Genomic DNA, 13,727 nt, shown 5'->3' on the forward strand with positions numbered 1-13,727 from the left:
CGGCCGGTGAGCTGGCTCGACGCGCTCGGCTGGGCCGGGAGCGCCCTGCTGGTCTTCTCCCTGCTCCAGGCGCGGGTGCTCCGCTTCCGCGTCCTCAACACGATCGCCTGCGTGGTCCTCGTGGTGTTCAACGCCATGATCGGCGTCTGGCCGATGGTCGCGATGAACACGGTGCTGGTCTGCATCAACGCCTGGTTCATCGTCCGGCTGCTGCGCGAGCGCCACGACGAGGCGGTCTTCGACGTGCTGCGCGTCGGCACCGGCGACGACTACCTGCGGCACGTGCTGGCGACCCACCGCGACGACATCCTGCGCTTCCAGCCCGACTTCACCGAGCCGCACCCCGGGGAGAGCGCGTTCATCGTGATCCGGGGCGACGAGACCGTCGGCGTGGTCGTCCTGGCCCGCGAGGACGACGAGACGGCGCGCATCCTGCTCGACTACGTCACACCCAGGTACCGCGACTTCACCCCGGGTGAGTTCGTGTGGCGCCGCAGCGGCCTGCTCGACGACCTCGGTGTCACCCGGGTCGTGACCCCGCCCACGATGGTCGCCGCCTACTACGACCGGGTCGGCTTCCGGCAGGACGGCCCCGCCTACGTCCTCGAGCGGCGCTAACGCGACGAGGCGGCGACCCAGCGGTCCAGGGTGGCGCGGGCCGCGCCGGAGTCGACCGCGTCCCGTGCCCGCTCCAGCCCGGCCGCGAGCGCGGCCGGCGGGTCGCCGCCGGGGTCGGCGTGCACCGCGAGCGCCGCGGCCGCGTTGAGCAGCACGGCGTCGCGCACCGGGCCGGTCTCGCCGTCGAGCAGCCGTCGCACGACGTCGGCGTTGTGCGCCGCGTCGCCGCCGCGCAGGCCCTCCGTGGTCCCCGGCGGCAGACCGAGGGCGTCCGGGTCGACCGTCGTCTCGACGACCTCGCCACCGTGCACCTGCCACAGCCGGGACGTGGTGGTCGTGGTGAGCTCGTCGAGGCCGTCGTCGCCGCGGAAGACCCACGCGTCGACGCCGCGGGCGGCGAACACCCCGGCCATCACCGGCGCCATCCGGGGGTCGGCACACCCGATCGCCTGGGCCGCGGCGTGCGCGGGGTTGGTCAGCGGGCCGAGCAGGTTGAACGTGGTGCCGATCCCGAGCTCGCGCCGGGGCACGGCGGCGTGCCGCATCGCGGGGTGGAAGGCGGCCGCGAAGCAGAACGTGATGCCGGCCTCCTCGGCGACCTGCGCCACGCGTGCGGGCGGCAGGTCGAGGCGGATGCCGAGCGCCTCGAGCACGTCGGCGGAGCCGGACTGCGAGGAGGCGGACCGGTTGCCGTGCTTGACGACGCGCGCCCCTGCGCCCGCGGCGACGATCGCCGCCATCGTCGAGATGTTGACCGACATCGACCGGTCACCCCCGGTGCCGACGACGTCGAGGAGCCGGCCGGGCACCGACAGCGGGGTCGCGACGGCGTACATCGAGGTCACCAGGCCGGTGACCTCCTCGATCGTCTCGCCCTTCGCGCGGAGCGCGACGGCGAACCCCGCCACCTGGGCAGGCGTCGCCTCCCCGGCGAGGATCTCGCCCATCGCCCAGGCGGTCTGGTCACCGGTCAGGTCGCGCCCCGAGACCAGGGCAGCGAGGACCTCGGGCCAGCTCGTCACGACCGACCCCCCGCGCGGTCAGGCGCGGGCGGGCACACGCGACTTCAGCAGGGACACGACCGTCTCGGCGAGCTGGATCGGGTCCAGCGGGTGCGGGACGGCGGCCTCGGCACGCGACCAGGTCGCGAGCCAGGCGTCCTGCGGCCGGCCGGTGAGCACCAGCACCGGCGGGCACTGGTAGATCTCGTCCTTGAGCTGCTTGGCGATGCCCATGCCGCCCGCCGGGACCGCCTCACCGTCGAGGATCGCGAGGTCGATGGTGCCGGAGTCCATGTTCGAGATCACGACCGGCTCGGTGGCGACCTCGACGTACTCGAGCTCGGGCAGGTCCGGGTGCGGCCGGCGGCCGAGCGCCAGGATGACCTGCTGGCGGGTGTTCACGTCGTCGCTGTAGACCAGCACCCGCAGGGGCGCGGTCCTGGTGGTCGCATCGCTCACGGGCCGGACTCTACTCGCCGGCTCCGGCGGCGACGCGCGAAGCCGCCCGTTCCCGCGCCTCGAGCAGGTCGAGGCGGCGGTCCTCCCGCCTGCCCTCGGCGATCGAGGACCGCACCCACTGCGCGAAGAGCACGCCGAACAGGACGAGTGCGACGAGGTCGCCTGAGCCCCACAGCAGGCCGCCGGCCAGGTGCTGGTCGGCGGCCGGGTCCGGCAGCCACGTGCCCATCGGCCCCTCGTGCAGGTCGGGGTACCAACTGCCCCCGACGAGCTCGGTCTGGCCCATCATCGTGACCCCGAGGAAGGCGTGGAAGGGCAGGGTGAGCACCACCAGCAGCATGCGGAACGGGTAGGACACCCGCCCCGGCACCGGGTCGATCCCCACGATCGGCCAGAAGAAGAGGCAGCCGACCAGCACCAGGTGCAGGTGCAGCACCTCGTGGAGGTACGCCGAGTGCAGGGTCGCGCCGTACCACCCGGTGTAGTAGAGCGCCCACGGCGAGGTCACGTAGAGCAGGAAGGTCAGCGGCGGGAAGGTCAGCACCCGTGCCGGGCGCGAGTGCAGGACCGCCAGCAGCCAGCCCCGCGGCCGGCGCGGCAGCGTGCGCAGCGCGAGCGTGACGGGCGCACCCAGGGCGAGCGCCAGCGGGACCAGCATCGCGAGCAGCATGTGCTGCACCATGTGGACGCTGAGCAGGGTGGTGTCGTAGGTGCCCAGCCCCGAGGCGGTGGCCAGGTAGAACAGACCCATCCCGACCGGGACGAACGCGATCGTGCGCCCGACCGGCCAGCGGTCTCCGCGGCGGTGCAGCACCCGTACCCCGCACAGGTAGAGGCCCGCGACCCAGACGGTCAGCACGAACGGCACCGGCTCGAGCGACCAACCGGTGAGGACGGTGCCGAGCGTGAAGCGGGGCAGGTCTCCGGAGGCGGTCAGGAGGCCCACCGAGGACCCGGGGAGCACGCCCAGCACTTTATGTCGCCCAAGTTCGGGGGGGCGGGGTGCCCTCCCCTCCCGGTCACGCCATAATGTCCGCGTGGCGACCACAACCGCGATTCCTGCATCCCGCCTGCACGGGCACAGCGACCGACCCAGCATGGTCAGTGTCGGGACGATCATCTGGCTGTCCAGCGAGCTGATGTTCTTCGCGGCCCTGTTCGCCGCGTACTTCACGATCCGGTCGGTCAGCCCCGAGCTCTGGGCGCAGAACACCGAGAAGCTGAACGTCGTCTTCGCCTCGATCAACACCACGATCCTGGTGCTGTCCTCGCTCACCTGCCAGCTCGGGGTCTTCGCCGCCGAGCGCGGCCAGGTCGGGCGCACCGGGTCGGTGTTCAACGTGCGCGGCTGGGGCCTGCGGGAGTGGTTCGTGCTCACCTACTGCATGGGCGCGGTGTTCGTCGCGGGCCAGGCCACGGAGTACACCGAGCTGGTCCGCGAGGGCATCACCCTCCAGGACTCGGCCTACGGCAGCATGTTCTACCTGACCACCGGCTTCCACGCGCTCCACGTGACGGGCGGCCTGATCGCCTTCCTGTTCGTCCTCGGCCGGACGTTCGTGGCCCGCAAGTTCACCCACGAGCAGGCGGTCAGCGCGATCGTCGTCTCCTACTACTGGCACTTCGTCGACGTGGTGTGGATCGGCCTGTTCGCGACCATCTACCTCGTTCAGTAGCCCGCTAGCGGCAATCCGTTCCGCATCTGACACCGAAGGACTGAATGTGCGACTCCTGAACCGCTCGGCGGGTCGGATCTCGAAACACCGCAGAGGCCCTCTCGCCGGCCTCGTCGTGCTGCTGCTCGGGTTGCTGCTCACCGGTGGCCTGTACGCCGCGTTCTCCCCCGCCCAGGCGGACGAGACGATCTCCAGCGACGAGCAGATCGCCCAGGGTCGCGAGCTCTTCCTGGTCAGCTGCTCGTTCTGCCACGGAGAGAACGGCGAGGGCGTGCGCACCGAGGACGGCAACCAGCTCGGCCCGTCGCTGGTGGGCGTGGGCGCCGCCGCCGTCGACTTCCAGGTCGGCACCGGCCGGATGCCGCTGTCCAACCCCAGCGCGCAGGCGCCGCAGAAGCCGCGGACCTTCGACGACGAGGAGACGGCCGCGCTGGCGGCGTACGTCGCCTCGCTCGGCCCCGGCCCCGCGATCCCCGACGAGGGCGACTACAGCCTCGAGGGCATGTCCGACGAGGAGCGCCAGGCGGCCATCACCCGCGGCGGTCAGATCTTCTTGACCAACTGCACGGCGTGCCACAACTTCGAGGGCTCCGGCGGCGCCATGCCGCGCGGTGGCTACGCCCCGAAGATCCGCGGCGTGGAGCCCAAGTACATCTACGAGGCGCTGCTGACCGGCCCGCAGAACATGCCGAACTTCAGCAACGGCAACCTGTCGCCGGAGGAGAAGCGCGACGTCATCGCCTACCTCGGCTCGCTGGACGAGATGCCGAACTACGGCGGCTTCGGCCTCGGCGGCCTCGGCCCGGTCCCCGAGGGCATGGCGGCCTGGGTCCTCGGCATCGGCGGGCTGGTCGGCGTCGCCGTCTGGATCGCCGCCCACAGCACTCGCTCGAGCAAGAAGAAGGTGGACGCGTGAGCGACGAGAGCCGCGAGCTCGACAACCTGCCGGACGAGGCCGTCACCGACGACCTCTACCCCAACACCGGGCTGCCCGAGCACGAGTGGCGCCCCACCGACGTCGACCCGGCGATGGAGAAGCGCGCCGAGCGCCAGGTCGCGACCATGTACGGCCTGTCGGCGGTCTGCACGGTGCTGCTGGTCGCCGCCTACTTCGGCATCGACTCCGACGCCACGTTCGCAGGCCTCGGCGCCCAGCACCTGGCGCTGGGGCTCACCCTGGCCGGCGCCCTGCTCTTCATCGGACTGGGCACCATCCAGTGGGCCCGCAAGCTGATGGCCGACCACGAGCTCGTCGAGATGCGGCACCCCGCCTCCTCCTCCCAGGAGGACCGCGAGGCCACCATCGCCGCGCTGAACGCGGGCCTCGAGGAGTCCGGGATCGGCCGCCGGCCGCTGGTGCGCAACTCGCTGCTCGGTGCGGTCGGCCTGCTCGGCATCCCGGCCATCGTGATGCTCCGCGACCTCGGCCCCACGCCGGGCCAGGTGGCCAAGGAGGGCGCCTACCCCGGCGCCGGCCTGGAGAACACGGTCTGGGGCCCGGGCGTGCGGATCGTCCGTGATGTCGTCGCCACCCCGATCCGCCCCGGCGACCTGCAGATCGGCGACCTGGTGAACGCGGAGCCGGAGACCCTCTACAACGGCGGTCCTGACGGGGAGCCGCTCGAGGGCGTCGTGCTGCAGATCGCGAAGTCCAAGGCCGCCGTGATCGTCGTGCGCATGGAGCCCGAGGAGATCACCCCGCTGCCCGGCCGGGAGAACTGGAACGTCGACGGCATCACCAGCTACTCCAAGATCTGCACCCACGTGGGCTGCCCGATCTCGCTCTACGAGCGGACCACCCACCACCTGCTCTGCCCCTGCCACCAGTCGACGTTCGACCTCGCCGATGGCGGCCGGGTCGTCTTCGGTCCGGCGGCCCGGCCGCTGCCACAGCTGCCGATCGCCGTTGACTCCGAGGGGTACCTTGTGGCGCAGAGCGACTTCAAGGAACCTGTCGGACCGAGCTTCTGGGAGCGTGGCTGAGCATGGACACCACCAAGGTCGCCGACTCCAACGGCACCCAGCCGGCCACGGCGTCCAAGCCGAGCCGGGTCGGAGCGGCCGCCGCCTGGGCCGACGACCGGCTCGGGCTCGCGACCGCGATGAAGAAGAACCTGCGCAAGGTCTTCCCGGACCACTGGTCCTTCATGCTCGGCGAGATCGCGCTGTGGAGCTTCATCGTCCTGCTGCTCACCGGCGTCTTCCTCACGCTCTGGTTCACCCCGAGCATGGGTGAGACGACGTACGACGGCACCTACGAGCAGCTGCGCGGCATCCAGATGTCGGAGGCGTTCGCCTCCACGCTGCGGATCTCCTTCGACGTCCGCGGCGGCCTGCTGATGCGCCAGATGCACCACTGGGCGGCGATGCTGTTCGTCGCCTCGATGATGGTGCACCTGCTCCGCGTGTGGTTCACCGGCGCCTACCGCAAGCCGCGCGAGCTGAACTGGGTGATCGGCTCGCTGCTGCTGATCCTCGGCACCCTCGAGGGGTTCACCGGCTACTCGCTGCCCGACGACCTGCTCTCCGGCACCGGCATCCGCGCCGCGGACGGCTTCATCAAGGCGACGCCGGTCGTCGGCACGTACATGTCGTTCTTCCTCTTCGACGGCGAGTTCCCGGGCGAGGCGATCATCCCGCGCCTCTACACCGTCCACGTGCTGCTGATCCCCGGGCTGCTGCTCGCGCTGGTCGGCGCCCACATGCTGCTGCTCGTCTACCACAAGCACACCCAGTGGCCCGGTCCCGGCCGTACCGAGAAGAACGTCGTGGGCTTCCCGATGCTCCCGGTCTACGCCGCCAAGGCCGGTGGCTTCTTCTTCATCGTGTTCGGCGTGACGGCGCTCCTGGGCGCCCTGCTGTCGATCAACCCGGTGTGGAAGTACGGTCCGTACGACCCGTCCAAGGTGACCGCCGGCTCCCAGCCGGACTGGTACATGGGCTGGCCGGACGGCGCGCTGCGGATCATGCCCGGCCTGGAGACCCACATCTGGGGCGTGACGATCTCCTGGAACGTCATGCTGCCGATCCTGATCCTCCCGGTGCTGGCCTTCACCGTCGTGCTGCTGCTGCCCTTCATCGACGCCTGGGTGACCGGTGACAAGCGGGACCACCACCTGCTCTACCGGCCGCGCAACGCACCCACCCGCACGGCGGTGATGGTGGCCCTGATGACGATGTACGGCCTCTTCTGGGCCGCCGGCGGCAACGACATCATCGCGATCAAGCTGCACGCGTCGATCAACCAGATCACGTACTTCATGCGGGTCGCGGTCATCGTCGGGCCGATCCTGGCCTTCGTCATCACCCGGCGCTGGTGCATCGCGCTGCAGCGCAAGGACAACGAGACGCTGCTGCACGGCTACGAGACCGGCATCATCATGCGGTCCCCCGAGGGCGGCTACTCCGAGCGGCACCTGCCGCTGCCGGAGGACCGGGCCTACCTGCTCGCCGCCCGCGACCGGGACCCGGTCGTCGACGGCCAGGTCACGCCCGAGGTGGACGAGAACGGCGTGGCCGCGCCCCGCAAGGGCCGCCTCTCCGGGCTGCGCGACCGGGCTCGGACGCTCATGTGGGCCGACAACGTGCAGAAGCCGACGCCTGAGGAGCTCGAGGCGGGCCACCACCACGCGGAGCACGAGCACGAGCTCCAGGCCTCGCTCGAGGGTCACGCCGCCGACGGGCACCAGTTCGACGGCCACCACCTGGTCGAGGACGAGAACCTCCGCTCGCACTGACCGCCCGCCGCGCCAGCGGCACTGCCACGACCCCGAGGCCCCTCCCGGACACCGTCCGGCGAGGGGCCTCTCGGCGTCTGGGAGGTCGAGCGGCGTCAGCGGGGTGCTGCACCGGCCTCCCCCCGGCTCCGCTCCCCCGGTTCCGCTCCCCCGCGCCGGGACGTCATACGACCCGGTCGCTCCCACAACCAACCCGCATGACGTCCCCACGGGCCCGGGCGCTCACCCCCGGGACGTCATACGACCCGGTCGCTCCCACAACCACCCCGTATGACCTCCCCCGGGGCACACGGCGCCCACCAGGAGACGTCATACGAGCCGGTCGCTCGCGCAGCCTGCCGTGTCTCAGGACATCGGTAACACCAGATGTCTCAGGACATCGGTAACACCTGATCGGTTCGCCGTTGTTGATCCGCGGTGGCCAGAGATGGGGTTCCGGTGGGTCCTGAGTTCGCGTCGTTGGTGGCCAAGGTTGCTCGTGGGGAGTCGGTCAACGTGTCGGCGCAGTGCGTGGCATTGGGGTGCTCGACCAAGACGTTCTACAAGTACCTGGCCCGGTTCAAGCAGGAGGGCGTGGAGGGGTTGTATCCCCGTTCGCGGCGGCCGGTGACGTCCCCGACCAGGGTCGCTGCGGCGGTCGAGGACGCGATCGTGCGGGCCCGCAAGGAGCTCGACGACGGCGGCTGGGATGCCGGTGCGGAACAGATCGCTTTCCACCTCGCTGACCGGGCCGAGGACCCCGAGTGGTGGGTCGTGGGCCAGCCGCTGCCCTCGCGGGCCACGATCAACCGGGTGCTGGAACGGCGCGGGCAGATCGTCCGGGTCCCCCAGCGTCGCCCCCGCCGCTCGCGGCACCGGTTCGAGGCCGACCAGCCGAACACGATGTGGCAGATGGACGGCTTCGACTACGTCCTGGCCGACGGCAGGACCGTGACGGTCTTGCAGGTCAGCGACGACTGCTCCCGGCTGGACCTGGCATTGCGGGCCGCGGTCAGCGAGAACAGCGTGGACGTGTGGGCCGCGGTGATGTGGGCTAGCAGCCGCTACGGGCTGCCCGCCCGGTTCCTGACCGACAACGGCACCGCGTTCAGCGGCGCCCGGCGGGGCTGGATCAGCCCGCTGGAGGAGAACCTGCGGGTCCTGGGCGTGGTCCCGATCACCAGCTCGGTGGCCCATCCCCAGACCTGCGGGAAGAACGAACGCGCCCACGCCACCGTGCAGAAGTGGCTGGAGAAACGACCCCCGGCCGCCGACCTGGAGGACCTCCAGGCCATGTTGGACACCTACCGCGACCACTACAACACCCGGCGCCGCAAGACCCACCTGAACGGGATGACCCCGGCCGAACGCTACGAGCTGGGACCCCTCGACGGACCCGGCGACCAGCCCGCCCCCTGGCCAGTCCACATCAAGACCGCCACCGTCAGCGCCAGCGGCTGCATCGGCGTGGACAAGCACCTCCTCGGCGTCGGCCGCCGCCACGCCGGCACCCAGGTCACCCTCATCCGACAGCACCGCCAGATCGCGGTCTTCGACACCGACCAACTCATCGCCGAGTTCACCCTCACCGGCCACCGCGGCTACGTCCCGAAGAACCCTCCCCAAGCGCCGTAGTGTTACCGATGTCCTGAGACATAAGTGCTACCGATGTCCTGAGACATCACAGGTCGCTCGCGCAGCCACCCCGTATGACGTCCCAGAGCGGCGATGCCGGGCGTCGAGCTGCTCCGGCAGCCGACCTGATCAGCAACACCGTCCGCTGGACGCGTGGCCAGGATCAGCTGAGCGCGGAGCCCTGCGCGTAGGTCTTGTACGGCTCGTTCCAGTCGCCGTAGCCGTTGTCGAGGGTCATCGGGCGGTCGGTGCCGGTGTACTCGACCACGTCGCCGCGCCGCGACATCGCGAACAGCCAGCCGGCGTTGTCGGTGCTCATGCCGGTGCAGCCGTGGGAGACGTTGGAGTTGCCCTGCGCGTAGACCGACCAGGGGGCGGCGTGAATGAACTCGCCGGAGTAGGTCAGCCGCATCGCGTACTTGACGCCCTTGATGTTGTAGGCGTCCGCACCGGTGATGCCGACGGTCTCGGAGTTCATGTCGCGCGACTCGAACTTCTCGATGATCACCTTGGTGCCCGAGCGGGTGGTGTACTCCGGCTGCTGGCCGGTGGTGATCGGGATGGTCCGCAGCAGCTTGCCGTTGCTGAACACCTTCATCTGGTCAGTCTTGGCGTTGACCTTGTAGATGTGCGCGTCGCCGACGTGGAAGCTGAGGTCGCGGTCCTCCTGGCCGTAGATGCCGTTGCCCGCGCTGACGCTGTTGACGTCGACGGCCACGTGCACGTCCGTGCCGGCCTTCCAGTAGGTCTTGGGGCGCCAGTGCGCCTCGGTGTCGCTGAGCCAGTGCCACGAGCCGGGCTGGGCCGGCGTCGAGGTCACGGTCATGTGCTTCTCGAACGACGCCTTGTCGGTCACCGGCACGTCGAAGGTGACGATGACCGGCATGCCGACGCCGACGGTCTCCCCGCGCAGGGGCGACACCGACGGGTAGGTCTGCTGGTCCAGGGTGAGGTCCTGGGTGGAGAACTTGGTCCTCTTCGTGACCGTCGAGCCGTCGCTGGCCGCGGCGGTGGCCGTGAGCTTGTACGACGTGCCCGGCTCGAGCCGGTCGCTGGCCGTCCAGGAGGACCCGTCGGCGGCGACCTCACCCGTGAGCTCGGCGCCCTCCGTCGAGGCCAGCCGCACCTCGGAGATGGTGCCGTCCGTCGCGGTCACCGAGACCACCTGGTCGACAGGGACGTCGGTGGCGCCCTTGTGGACGCTGGCCTTCACCGTGACCGGCGCGGCGTCCGGGCTGGTGGAGGCCGAGCCCGACGACGTGGGGTCCGCGGCACTGCTGCCCGCGTCCGGGCTCGGGTCGTCGGCCTGGCACGCGGTGAGACCCGCGGTGGCCAGGGCAGCGATGGCAAGGGCGGCGGCCGCGCGCAGGCGCAGTCGTCGGTCGGACATGCTCAGATCTCCCCCGTGGCGAGTGCGTTGTCGTCCACCAGCGTAACCGCCGGCACCCAGCGCAGCGATTCGCCGCGCGCGACGGCCCCGCTCGGCGACTCAGTGGGCGTGGACGCCTCGGTAGTACTCGAAGATCCAGCCCGAGAGCGCCACCGCGCCCACGACGATGCCGATGATCAACAGCCACCAGGCGGTCAGGGCGACCGCGTAGGTGCACAGCGACAGCGTCATCGCGCACCACAGCGGCCACCACGAGAACGGCGGGAAGAAGCCCAGCTCGCCCGCGCCGTCGGCGATCTCGCCGTCCTTGCGGTCCTCGGGGCGCGCGTCCATCTTCGCGGCGTGGAAACCGAGGTAGATGGTCACCATGATCGCCAGCAGGGCGGTCATGGTGAGCGCGGACGTGCCCGTCCAGTCGCCGGTGATGAACCAGTAGGCCGGGGCGACCAGGACGAAGAAGATCGCGCAGATCGCGAAGATCCAGGTCTCGGACTTCATCAGGCGTCACCCTCCGGCTTGCGCTGCTCGTCGATGTGGTCGGCTCGTCCCGTCATGTCGGGAGCGTCCGCCAGGCCACCGTCGCGGGCCGCCTCGTTGTCCTCCAGCTCGATCGCCGCCACCTCGGGGTGGTGCAGGTCGAAGGCCGGCGACTCCGAGCGGATCCGCGGGATCGTCACGAAGTTGTGGCGCGGCGGCGGGCAGGAGGTCGCCCACTCCAGCGAGCGGCCCCAGCCCCAGGGGTCGTCGGTGTTGACCAGGGGCGCGTTGCGCGAGATCCACACGTTGTAGAGGAACGGCAGCGTCGAGGCGGCGAGCAGGAACGCACCCACCGTCGAGACCTGGTTGAGGACGGTGAACCCGTCGCCGGGCAGGTAGTCGGCGTACCGCCGGGGCATGCCCTCGACGCCGAGCCAGTGCTGGACGAAGAACGTCGTGTGGAAGCCGACGAACAGCAGCCAGAAGTGCAGCTTGCCGAGCCGCTCGTCGAGCATCCGGCCGGTCATCTTCGGCCACCAGTAGTAGAAGCCCGCGAACATCGCGAACACCACCGTGCCGAACACGACGTAGTGGAAGTGCGCCACCACGAAGTAGGAGTCCGACACGTGGAAGTCCAGCGGCGGGCTGGCCAGGATGATGCCGGTGAGGCCACCGAAGAGGAAGGTCACCAGGAAGCCGATCGACCACAGCAGGGGGGTGTCGAAGGACAGAGATCCCCCCCACATCGTGCCTATCCAGTTGAAGAACTTCACTCCGGTCGGCACCGCGATCAAGAACGTCATGCCCGCGAAGAAGGGCAGGTCGACCGCGCCGGTGACGTACATGTGGTGGGCCCACACCGCGACCGAGAGGATCGCGATGCCGAGGGTGGCGCCGACCAGGCCGATGTAGCCGAACACGGGCTTGCGGCTGAAGACCGGGAGGATCTCGGTCACGATGCCGAAGAACGGCAGCGCGATGATGTAGACCTCCGGGTGGCCGAAGAACCAGAACAGGTGCTGCCACAGGATCGGGCCGCCGTGGGCGGGGTCGTAGACGTGTGCCCCGAGCAGTCGATCGGCCTCGAGGGTCAGCAGCGCGCCGGCGAGCACCGGGAACGCGATCAGCACGAGCAGGCTGGTGACCAGCGTGTTCCACACGAAGATCGGCATCCGGAACATGGTCATGCCCGGGGCGCGCATGCAGATGATCGTGGTGATGAAGTTGACCGCGCCCAGGATGGTGCCGAGGCCGGCCATCCACAGGCCCATGATGCCGAGGTCGCCACCGACGGCCGGTGAGCGCACGGCGTCGGAGAGCGGCGTGTACATGAACCACCCGAAGCTCGCGGCTCCGCCCGGGGTCAGGAAGCCGGAGGCGGCGATCAGGCCGCCGAAGACGAACAGCCAGTAGCTGAACATGTTCAGCCGCGGGAAGGCGACGTCGGGCGAGCCGATCTGCAGGGGCATGATCACGTTGGCGAACCCGAAGAACAGCGGCGTCGCGAAGAGCAGCAGCATGATCAGGCCGTGCATCGTGAACAGCTGGTTGTAGAGGTCGTCGTTGACGATCTGCATGCCCGGGTAGGCGAGCTCGGACCGGATCAGCATCGCCAGCAGGCCGCCGACCAGGAACCACGAGAACGACGTGACCAGGTACATCTTGCCGATCAGCTTGTGATCGGTCGTCGTGAGCAGCCGGCCGAGCTGCTGCCCGAGCGAACGGCGAGGCGCGGCGACGCTGGTCGGCGCTGCGGCGGTGGCGGTCACTGGGCTTCTCCCTCGATGTTCTCGCTGAGGCCGACCTGCGTGCGGGCGTAGTGGCCGCCGAGCACCGGCAGGTCGGTCGTCGTGCCGGCGTCGGCCAGCGCCTTGAGGTAGGCGTCGTAGTCGGCCTGGGAGACGACGTGGACGTTGAAGAGCATCCGCGAGTGGTAGGTGCCGCAGAGCTCGTAGCACTTGCCGGCGTAGTCGCCGATCTCGGTCGGGGTGATCGCGTAGTGGTTCACCCGGCCCGGGATGACGTCCATCTTCATGAGGAACGCCGGCACGCCGAGGTCGTGGATGACGTCGGGCGAGTGCAGGTTGAACCGGGTGGTGACGTCCACGGGCAGGTAGAGGTCCGGGATGTGCGAGGCGGTGCCGGAGTCGTGGACGTACGACGAGTAGGGGAACCGGTCGTCGGTGGCGTCCTCGTTGGCGGCGTTGTCCATCTGCCCGAGGCCGTAGTTGAAGGTCCACGACCACTGCTGGCCCACGACCTCGATCGTGTTGCCCGGGGGCGTGTCGTCGTCCAGCACCGTGTTCTGCGTCTTGACGGTGTGCGCGAAGAACACGATGACCATGATCACCGGGGCGATCGTGTACAGGATCTCCAGCGGCAGGTTGTAGCGCGTCTGGATCGGGATCTCGTCATCGCTGCGCCGGCGGAACCGCACGACCGCGTAGAGGATCAGGCCCCACACCAGGACTCCGACGGCCAGGGCCGCGATCCAGGCGCCCTGCCACAGGTGCAGGATGTAGGTGCCCTGCTCGGACGCGGGGTCCGGCATGGCCACCCGCTCCCACTCGCCGCGGGTCTCCGACGAGCAGCCGCCCAGCCCGAGGACACCGATGCCCACGGCGGCCAGGAGGAGCAGCCGCTTGGGGGGTTGCAGACTCAACGCCTTGAGCCTCTCTCTCTCAGCACGAACTCAGCACGAACACGGATATGCGGAAGACTAGCGGAACCGGACCCTGCCCTCCCGGTGGGGTCC

13 protein-coding genes are annotated in these 13,727 nt (G+C 69.9%); 6 read left to right on the top strand and 7 right to left on the bottom strand.

Going from position 1 to position 13,727, the window contains the following annotated elements; all coding sequences use genetic code 11:
• Positions 1–6 precede the first annotated feature (6 nt).
• Entirely contained in the window at positions 7–618 is a 612-nt protein-coding gene (locus tag ACILRH_RS15695; RefSeq protein WP_395694806.1) for a hypothetical protein, read from the top strand.
• Here ACILRH_RS15695 and trpD read toward each other — a convergent pair.
• Genes trpD through ACILRH_RS15710 form a run of 3 tightly spaced genes read right to left on the bottom strand, consistent with a single transcriptional unit; the run spans position 615 to position 3,042 of the window.
• Positions 615–1,640: an anthranilate phosphoribosyltransferase gene (gene trpD / locus ACILRH_RS15700; protein WP_395694808.1), complete on the bottom strand. Its 1,026-nt coding sequence runs from the start codon at positions 1,638–1,640 to the stop codon at positions 615–617. The two genes, ACILRH_RS15695 and trpD, sit on opposite strands and share 4 nt — an antisense overlap.
• 18 nt (positions 1,641–1,658) lie before the next feature.
• Positions 1,659–2,078, bottom strand: coding sequence for a hypothetical protein (locus ACILRH_RS15705; protein ID WP_395694810.1), 420 nt, complete (start codon positions 2,076–2,078; stop codon positions 1,659–1,661).
• 10 nt (positions 2,079–2,088) lie between these two features.
• Entirely contained in the window at positions 2,089–3,042 is a 954-nt protein-coding gene (locus ACILRH_RS15710; protein ID WP_395694812.1) for a cytochrome c oxidase assembly protein, read from the bottom strand.
• A 133-nt stretch (positions 3,043–3,175) separates the two neighbouring features.
• Here ACILRH_RS15710 and ACILRH_RS15715 point away from each other — a divergent pair, with 133 nt between their 5' ends.
• The 5 genes from ACILRH_RS15715 (at position 3,176) to ACILRH_RS15735 (ending at position 9,105) form a co-directional block, all read left to right on the top strand.
• A complete protein-coding gene (locus ACILRH_RS15715; protein ID WP_395694814.1) occupies positions 3,176–3,754 on the top strand; it encodes a heme-copper oxidase subunit III in 579 nt (192 codons plus the stop codon).
• Positions 3,755–3,800: 46 nt separating this feature from the next.
• The gene (locus ACILRH_RS15720) at positions 3,801–4,670 is read left to right on the top strand and encodes a c-type cytochrome (RefSeq protein ID WP_395694816.1); all 870 of its coding nucleotides are present in this window, start codon (positions 3,801–3,803) and stop codon (positions 4,668–4,670) included.
• A complete protein-coding gene (locus ACILRH_RS15725; RefSeq protein ID WP_395694818.1) occupies positions 4,667–5,737 on the top strand; it encodes a Rieske 2Fe-2S domain-containing protein in 1,071 nt (356 codons plus the stop codon). Before ACILRH_RS15720 ends, ACILRH_RS15725 begins: the two co-directional genes overlap by 4 nt.
• Positions 5,734–7,491 carry a cytochrome bc complex cytochrome b subunit gene (locus tag ACILRH_RS15730; protein ID WP_407077017.1) on the top strand — a complete coding sequence of 586 codons (1,758 nt, stop codon included), beginning with the start codon at positions 5,734–5,736 and terminating at the stop codon, positions 7,489–7,491. Before ACILRH_RS15725 ends, ACILRH_RS15730 begins: the two co-directional genes overlap by 4 nt.
• 438 nt (positions 7,492–7,929) lie before the next feature.
• A complete protein-coding gene (locus ACILRH_RS15735) occupies positions 7,930–9,105 on the top strand; it encodes a helix-turn-helix domain-containing protein (RefSeq protein WP_395694821.1) in 1,176 nt (391 codons plus the stop codon).
• A 163-nt stretch (positions 9,106–9,268) separates the two neighbouring features.
• Here ACILRH_RS15735 and ACILRH_RS15740 read toward each other — a convergent pair whose 3' ends face one another.
• The 4 genes from ACILRH_RS15740 to coxB form a co-directional block, all read right to left on the bottom strand.
• Positions 9,269–10,495 carry an Ig-like domain-containing protein gene (locus ACILRH_RS15740; RefSeq protein ID WP_395694823.1) on the bottom strand — a complete coding sequence of 409 codons (1,227 nt, stop codon included), beginning with the start codon at positions 10,493–10,495 and terminating at the stop codon, positions 9,269–9,271.
• Between the two features lie 99 nt (positions 10,496–10,594).
• Positions 10,595–10,993, bottom strand: coding sequence for a cytochrome c oxidase subunit 4 (locus tag ACILRH_RS15745; protein WP_395694825.1), 399 nt, complete (start codon positions 10,991–10,993; stop codon positions 10,595–10,597).
• Entirely contained in the window at positions 10,993–12,741 is a 1,749-nt protein-coding gene (gene ctaD / locus ACILRH_RS15750; protein WP_395694827.1) for a cytochrome c oxidase subunit I, read from the bottom strand. The genes ACILRH_RS15745 and ctaD overlap by 1 nt, the downstream gene beginning before the upstream one ends.
• On the bottom strand, positions 12,738–13,634 hold the full coding sequence (gene coxB / locus ACILRH_RS15755) for a cytochrome c oxidase subunit II (RefSeq protein WP_395694829.1): 897 nt from the start codon (positions 13,632–13,634) through the stop codon (positions 12,738–12,740). The genes ctaD and coxB overlap by 4 nt, the downstream gene beginning before the upstream one ends.
• Between the last annotated feature and the right edge of the window lie 93 nt (positions 13,635–13,727).

The organism is Nocardioides sp., assembly GCF_044226765.1.
GTDB lineage: Bacteria > Actinomycetota > Actinomycetes > Propionibacteriales > Nocardioidaceae > Nocardioides.

Bases quoted from the DNA above. Each gene is read 5' to 3' on its own strand.
- ACILRH_RS15715 (WP_395694814.1), top strand. From the start codon at position 3,176: ATGGTCAGTGTCGGGACGATCATCTGGCTGTCCAGCGAGCTGATGTTC.
- ACILRH_RS15740 (WP_395694823.1), bottom strand. From the start codon at position 10,495: ATGTCCGACCGACGACTGCGCCTGCGCGCGGCCGCCGCCCTTGCCATC.
- ACILRH_RS15745 (WP_395694825.1), bottom strand. From the start codon at position 10,993: ATGAAGTCCGAGACCTGGATCTTCGCGATCTGCGCGATCTTCTTCGTC.